This is a genomic window from Aliivibrio sp. S10_S31, from assembly GCF_014694495.1.
Lineage (GTDB): Bacteria > Pseudomonadota > Gammaproteobacteria > Enterobacterales > Vibrionaceae > Aliivibrio > Aliivibrio fischeri.
Map to the genome: position 1 here is coordinate 1 of NZ_JAAUWR010000037.1, position 6,301 is coordinate 6,301.

Genomic DNA, 6,301 nt, shown 5'->3' on the forward strand with positions numbered 1-6,301 from the left:
TCCCATTCATCTTGATGCATTTCACGTTGGATTTTATCGTCCCAACCAAACACAGCCTTAATTGGCTCAAATTCAGCCGCCTTTTTAAGTTCAAATAAGAACTCAAAATCACTATCTTTCGCTAAACGCGTAGAAAATTTCAAACCTTTACCTCTGGCTCAAATAACCTTAATAAATCGATGCTTATAACGCCTGCATAACACGTTTGCTACCATGCAGACCTAGCTGGATTTTACTGCCTTAATCACTGAAACTAAAGACAAACTGACAACGCCGAGTGTAGCAAATCGTGTTGATGCATTTGTTACATATTCCTTATCGCTCTGCTTAAAGGGTTATTTTCAATGTATTTAAAACTATAATAAGACAAAATGTATGTTATAAATGGATATAATAAAAATAAAGCTAATTCATGAATACCAGTAGGCATTCTATCAAACAAACTAAGACAGATAGGTATTGATATCGCAGCATGAATTAAATACGTGGAAAAAGATAAATCCCCTAAATGTTTAATAAAATACCCAATTTTATTTTCGAAAATTGAATTTTTAAAGGTTAAAAATGATACTGTTAGAAAAGCAACAGCAGGTATTTTATATGGTTGCGCACCTCCCAAATAAAATAAAAACAAGGAAATTAATAGAAATAAAATGGCTACCTTGTTACTATCTGGTATAATACTTCTTGTATATGCCATTCCTATTAATAAACCCCACCCGAACTCTCGTATGTATTTTGAATTAAAAAAATATGAAAAATAATCAAAAGGCCATATTTTTGAAGAAAATAAAAGTAATATAATTACAGGTAAATACCATTTATCTTTGAAGACAAAAATTGATAATGCGCATAAAGCATAAAATAACATTTCAAAATTAAGGGTCCAACCAACTGTTAGTAATGGATACTCACCTAATGATGGTGAGGGGTTTTCATTATTAATAAAAAACAATGATTGAAATAGAGAAATAGAATTCCATTCAGAACGTATATAGCTTGGTATAATAAAAGTCAAAAGTAATAAGATAAAAGTGTAAAACCAATATGTTGGAACAACTCTAGAGATCCTATTTAATACAAAATTTTTTACATTATTATTTTTTTCAACAGATAAATATATAATAAACCCACTAATTACAAAAAAGATATCCACTCCTAACTTGCCATAATGATGGCTAAAAACACCAAACCACTCTCCTAAAAAGCTATTAGACATATCCCATGAAAAGAAAGCCTGATTATAATGATGGAAAACAACTAACCAAGCCGCTATCCCTCTTAATATCTGAATTGATAAAATTTTTTCTGTTGCTCTTTTAAATGTTAGCATATGAAAATTCATAAAAGTATAAAGCTTTATTGTTTACTAAAGAACTAAATATGTAACGCCTGCATAACACGTTTACTACTATGCAATTATACTTAAAATTGACGCCTTAAAACGAGAAACACCCGGCAACCTGAGATGCCGAGTGTAGTAAATCGTGTTGATGCATTTGTTATATTTTTTTACCTGAGAACAACGCAACACATCCTATCATTTCCACTTTTACATCTGTAAAGTGCTCGTTTAACGATGCCACTAATGATTCTAAATCATCGTTATGATTACTAAATATTCCTTTTTTATTGTAAACACCCATCAATTTTTTAGCGAAAAAGTTTTGTTTTGTATCCTTGCCCAAAATTGTACTACCAAACAATACCCCACCATCATTCAGATGTTCTTTCAGATGCTTAAACATAATACCCTTATCAATCAAATTTCCAGGTAAACAATGAAGCAAATAATTAACACTAATTGAGTCAAATTTATCGACATTTAACTCAAGAGGCTCAAGTACATCCCCGCAGTAAACTTCCGGTTGGAAATGATTTATTGCTTTTGAAGTTGTATCAAGACTATTTTGATTCAAATCTAGCAAAGCGATACGTTTTGTTGATTGAGGTAGATAATTCTTGAGATAATAACCTGAGCCAACACCAACATCTAAATGGTTAGATGAAACTAATATTGAAAATTGCTCGCTAATAAATCTAGTTGGGCATTTCCAAAAATAGTTATTTGAGACCCCTAAAACCCATAAATCGTATATTGAGAGTACTTTCTTCGAGTAGACAGCTTGTCCAGCAACTGTGGATTCTTTATTCATTTTTGATTTCATATAGTTATAAATTATCAAACTTCAATTTATACTAAAAAATAAAGATAGCAAATCTTACCAGAGATAAAAAATATAACGCCGCAATAACACGTGCGAAAGACCGACTTACAAAACCAATTATGCTCTAAACCGCGAATGCCGAGTGTAATAGCATCGTGTTGATGCATTTGTTATGCCCTATTTACGAAGCTCATACATATCCCCAAATGCAATATCTGGGATCCAAGTTTCATATTCTTTTTTTGTATTGAGATTACGTACAACCACAAAACCTAGAAAAATCCGACCACAGCTTGGAGGAGATTTCATTCTCCTTGATTTGTTCAACTTCAAATATCTTTGTTTATAGTCTATATTTGAAATTTCCATAGCCTTTACTGTCTTCCCGTAAAGTTTAGTTATTTCATTATCTATTGATGCATATGTTTCCATTGCATTAACATCGATATATTTCTTACTATGATCGTATCCCATATTTCTCTACTGCATAAGGTTAAAGTACCCAACTTATAGTCTAAAGTTGGTTCTATAAACAGCATACTAATATTAGATCATTTGTAATTATGCTAATAAATTAATTGTTTCTTTTGGGCATAACGCCTGCATAACACGTTTGCTACGATACAGACCTAGCCGAATTTTAACGCCTTAATCACTGAAACTAAAGGCAAACTGACAACGCCGAATGTAGCAAATCGTGTTGATGCATTTGTTATAACACTTACGCCTACTTATCTAATTACTAACTCGTGAGTCATTGTATCGAATACGCCAATACAAGTTTTATCGAAGGGCAATTGAGCAATAATATTACCATGACTTGAAATTATCTTACTTCCGCCTAACCCATTATCATTGGGGTTATTCAAAGAATTAGGCCAATTACATTGAATAACCATAGCAGAAAGTGATTGAGCTATCTTTTTTGAGTCCTCCTCATAATTTGTACTTTCAGTATTTACTGAGGATTCAGGTTGCCCAATATAGCTTGGCCAGAGAATGTAAGATGGCGATTGAACTGATAATTGTTCAACAACCCAATTAACGTCGCTTGCCTCACGGCACAAATAAGAGCTGAACGTCCCAAGTGGATGTTCCAAAATACTACGCTTATCACCAGATTCAAAAAATGTACACTCACTTGGAGTTAGCCCTACTTTTCGCCAAACTATCTCTAAAATTCCCTGCTCATTAATAGCAGAGTACACATTATAAACCTTATTATTTTCATTTAATGTGTAGCCGACGAAAACCAATGTATTTGACAGTTGGCATTGAATTGAAATTTCATTCAGTGCATTTTCGACCAAATGTTGCTGTGCCTGATTTTTAATATCTCGATGAAAGCCAGTAATTGCCAGTTCAGGAAACATAAGAACATCCAGATCATGATTCTTGGTAACGATATTACAAATCGTTTTTGTATTCCCCTCAACAGTCCAATCCATGGGCATTTGAGCTATACTTACTTTCAACGAGCACCTCACTAACTATAAAAAATGAACCGGTGTTATAACGCCTGCATAACACGTTTGCTACTATGCAAACCAAGCTGAATTTTACTGCCTTAATCACCAAAACTAAAGGCAAACTGACAACGCCGAGTGTAGCAAATCGTGTTGATGCATTTGTTATAACGCTTTATTCGTATTCTCTGCAATATAGCTGCATGAAATATTTCATTTCCTTGAGTTTTTCAATTCTAGATGGTTTTAAGAAAAGAATGAAGCAGACAAATGCCGTAAATGAAATCAGAATAATTCCAATGTAAATTAATTCATTAGTATCTAACTTTCTCCAAAATGTAGCTAAAAGACCAATTAAAATACCACTACTAAATGAAGCAAACTTTTTCATTCCACTTCCTGATGATTGTACGATATCAATTTGAGTCTCAACTAATTCAAAACAACTTTCGACATGTGATTTATGGATTGCTTTTTCACGTAGTGATTTTTTAAACATAAGATATCGTGATACTTTATGATCTTTGTCATCATGTGGAATCTGGTTAGTGTTATCTGCTCCAAATTGATTCAATATTAATAATTCACGTAATTTATCAGTTTTGTATAAAACGATTACCTCACCAAGTAATACTGCCCATACAGCAACTTGTATATTAATGAAAACTAATACGATACCAAAAGTGAATATAATTCCACCGATTAAAAGTAATAGCTTATCCACTTTGTTGCCATGTCCAACAATGTCTTTAAGTAACCGAGATAAAGTTGCGTTTAAATGATAAGCATCCCAAAGTATCTTCCATTGATTCATTACAATCCTCCTGTGCGTTATAACGCCGCAATAACACGTGTGAACGACCGACTTTCAAAACCAATTACACTCCAAACCACAAACGCCGAGTGTAATTAGCATCGTGTTGATTGCTTTGTTACACGATCTTTGTCAACGCTTCGCTTTAATTGGTAAAGAACTGATTTACCAATAATATTTAAAAACCAATTCTAAATTACAAAAGCCAATTTAGCGAACAAAAGAACCGTTCAACTACAAAAACTGCGAAACGAAGCAATCCTTTTTCTAGCACCATTTGTACGATTTGGTTTCAGCTAGTTTGGAGCTGATAAACCAAATATCCTCGCTACAATTGGGATTGAAAATACTGAGAGCAAAGCACTGATGCAGAATAAAATGAGGCAAAACCATGAACAATTGAAGCGTGAATTAGCCTCTGAAACGCCTGAACTTGGGGAAATAAGGGCTAATTTGCCGAACCTGATGAAATGAAAAGCAAAAGGAAGCAAAGAAGAAATTCACGCTTACTAAGCCGAAACTACGAAAGCCTCGATCCTTTTGATGAACCGTGCAAAAAATTTCGGACTCAGTACGCACAACGCCTGCATAACACGTTTGCTACCATGCAGATTAAGCCTAAATTTACCACTTAATACGGTAAACCAAAAGAAATCTAGAATGCCGAATGTAGCAAGTCGTGTTGATGCATTTGTTATGTGCTTACTAAATATATGCTTGAAATTCATCCACATTAAATCGTATTAGTTTATCTTTTTCTATACGAAAAGAGTCACTGTACCGAGGACTAATCTGTGTAAATTTATTTTTTTTACAAAACCTAATTAAATCTTTATTCTCTATTTGCTCAATTGCTATTGTCGGCCAAGGTGTAACATCTGATAAATAATTAAGAAACGATTTTAATCTGCCTTTATTCTGCAATTTTTCATCAAGCCGTATTGTAGCAATAACCATACAATTGCCAACAATATCATTAGTTCTACACCTCAATAATAATTGCCAGCCATCAGCTTCCATATCACAACTAGACCATTCATCTGCTCCATATTTATCGATTAAGTCCAACTACATTTCAATTTGCTGAATTAATGACGGTGCCTCCATAAGCTGCCACATTTTCCAATCCATTTTAGTTTTCAACTTTTCCTACCTTGCACATAACGCCTGCATAACACGTTTGCTACGATACAGACCTAGCTGAATTTTACTACCTTAATCACTGAAACTAAAGGCAAACTGACAATGCCGAGTGTAGCAAATCGTGTTGATGCATTTGTTATAACGTTAATCAAATTCAACTTGTTGTGGTAAATCATCGCTGATTTCAAACCAAGGGGCCTTACTGCCAACATACACATGTCGAGTTGCTTTGACTTTTGGATCATCATCTAATGTACCCAAAGGAAATCCAAGGACTTCTGGGGCACTATCGAACTTTGTAAATAAACTTGAACCACATTCAGAGCAAAAACTTTTATGCTCACCTTCAGATGACTCATAAAATTTTATGTATTCAGCACCTGAAAGTGTATTCCAATCTTTGGTTGCAACTTTTGCGCGGGTTCTAAAAGCAGAAGCATGAAGTTTACGACACATGGAACAATGACAATTAAGTACATCACTCAACTCACCTGTAATTTCATATTTTACTTTTTTACACAAACAACTTCCTTTTAGACTCATTTCAATCTCCTTTTGATTACTTAATTATTAGCACTGAGTTATAACGCTGGCATAACACGTTTATTACTGTGCCAACCAACCTGAATTAACCGCCCTAATCACAAAACCCAAGGCAAACCTAGAACGCCGAGTGTAATAAATCGTGTTGATGCGATTGTTATAACCAT

At 33.9% G+C, this 6,301-nt stretch carries 7 protein-coding genes and 1 pseudogene; all 8 read right to left on the bottom strand.

From position 1 onward, the window contains the following. A pseudogene (locus tag HC728_RS19035) lies at window positions 1-143 on the bottom strand (N-acetyltransferase); the annotation flags it as partial. A 161-nt stretch (window positions 144-304) separates the two neighbouring features. Beyond that, window positions 305-1,333 carry an acyltransferase gene (locus HC728_RS19040; RefSeq protein WP_017018068.1) on the bottom strand — a complete coding sequence of 343 codons (1,029 nt, stop codon included), beginning with the start codon at window positions 1,331-1,333 and terminating at the stop codon, window positions 305-307. 169 nt (window positions 1,334-1,502) lie between these two features. Next, window positions 1,503-2,156 (bottom strand): bifunctional 2-polyprenyl-6-hydroxyphenol methylase/3-demethylubiquinol 3-O-methyltransferase UbiG, encoded by a 654-nt coding sequence (locus tag HC728_RS19045; protein WP_017019322.1) that lies wholly within the window; start codon window positions 2,154-2,156, stop codon window positions 1,503-1,505. A 189-nt stretch (window positions 2,157-2,345) separates the two neighbouring features. Further along, the gene (locus tag HC728_RS19050; protein WP_017018550.1) at window positions 2,346-2,642 is read right to left on the bottom strand and encodes a hypothetical protein; all 297 of its coding nucleotides are present in this window, start codon (window positions 2,640-2,642) and stop codon (window positions 2,346-2,348) included. Window positions 2,643-2,899: 257 nt separating this feature from the next. Further along, window positions 2,900-3,643 carry a nitrilase-related carbon-nitrogen hydrolase gene (locus HC728_RS19055; protein WP_017019469.1) on the bottom strand — a complete coding sequence of 248 codons (744 nt, stop codon included), beginning with the start codon at window positions 3,641-3,643 and terminating at the stop codon, window positions 2,900-2,902. A gap of 166 nt (window positions 3,644-3,809) precedes the next feature. After that, window positions 3,810-4,448, bottom strand: a complete 639-nt coding sequence (locus HC728_RS19060; RefSeq protein ID WP_190395919.1) for a hypothetical protein — start codon at window positions 4,446-4,448, stop codon at window positions 3,810-3,812. A 705-nt stretch (window positions 4,449-5,153) separates the two neighbouring features. Beyond that, window positions 5,154-5,516: a hypothetical protein gene (locus HC728_RS19065; protein ID WP_017019691.1), complete on the bottom strand. Its 363-nt coding sequence runs from the start codon at window positions 5,514-5,516 to the stop codon at window positions 5,154-5,156. 219 nt (window positions 5,517-5,735) lie between these two features. Continuing rightward, complete coding sequence (locus HC728_RS19070) at window positions 5,736-6,134, bottom strand: GFA family protein (protein ID WP_026029341.1); 399 nt, start codon at window positions 6,132-6,134, stop codon at window positions 5,736-5,738. Between the last annotated feature and the right edge of the window lie 167 nt (window positions 6,135-6,301).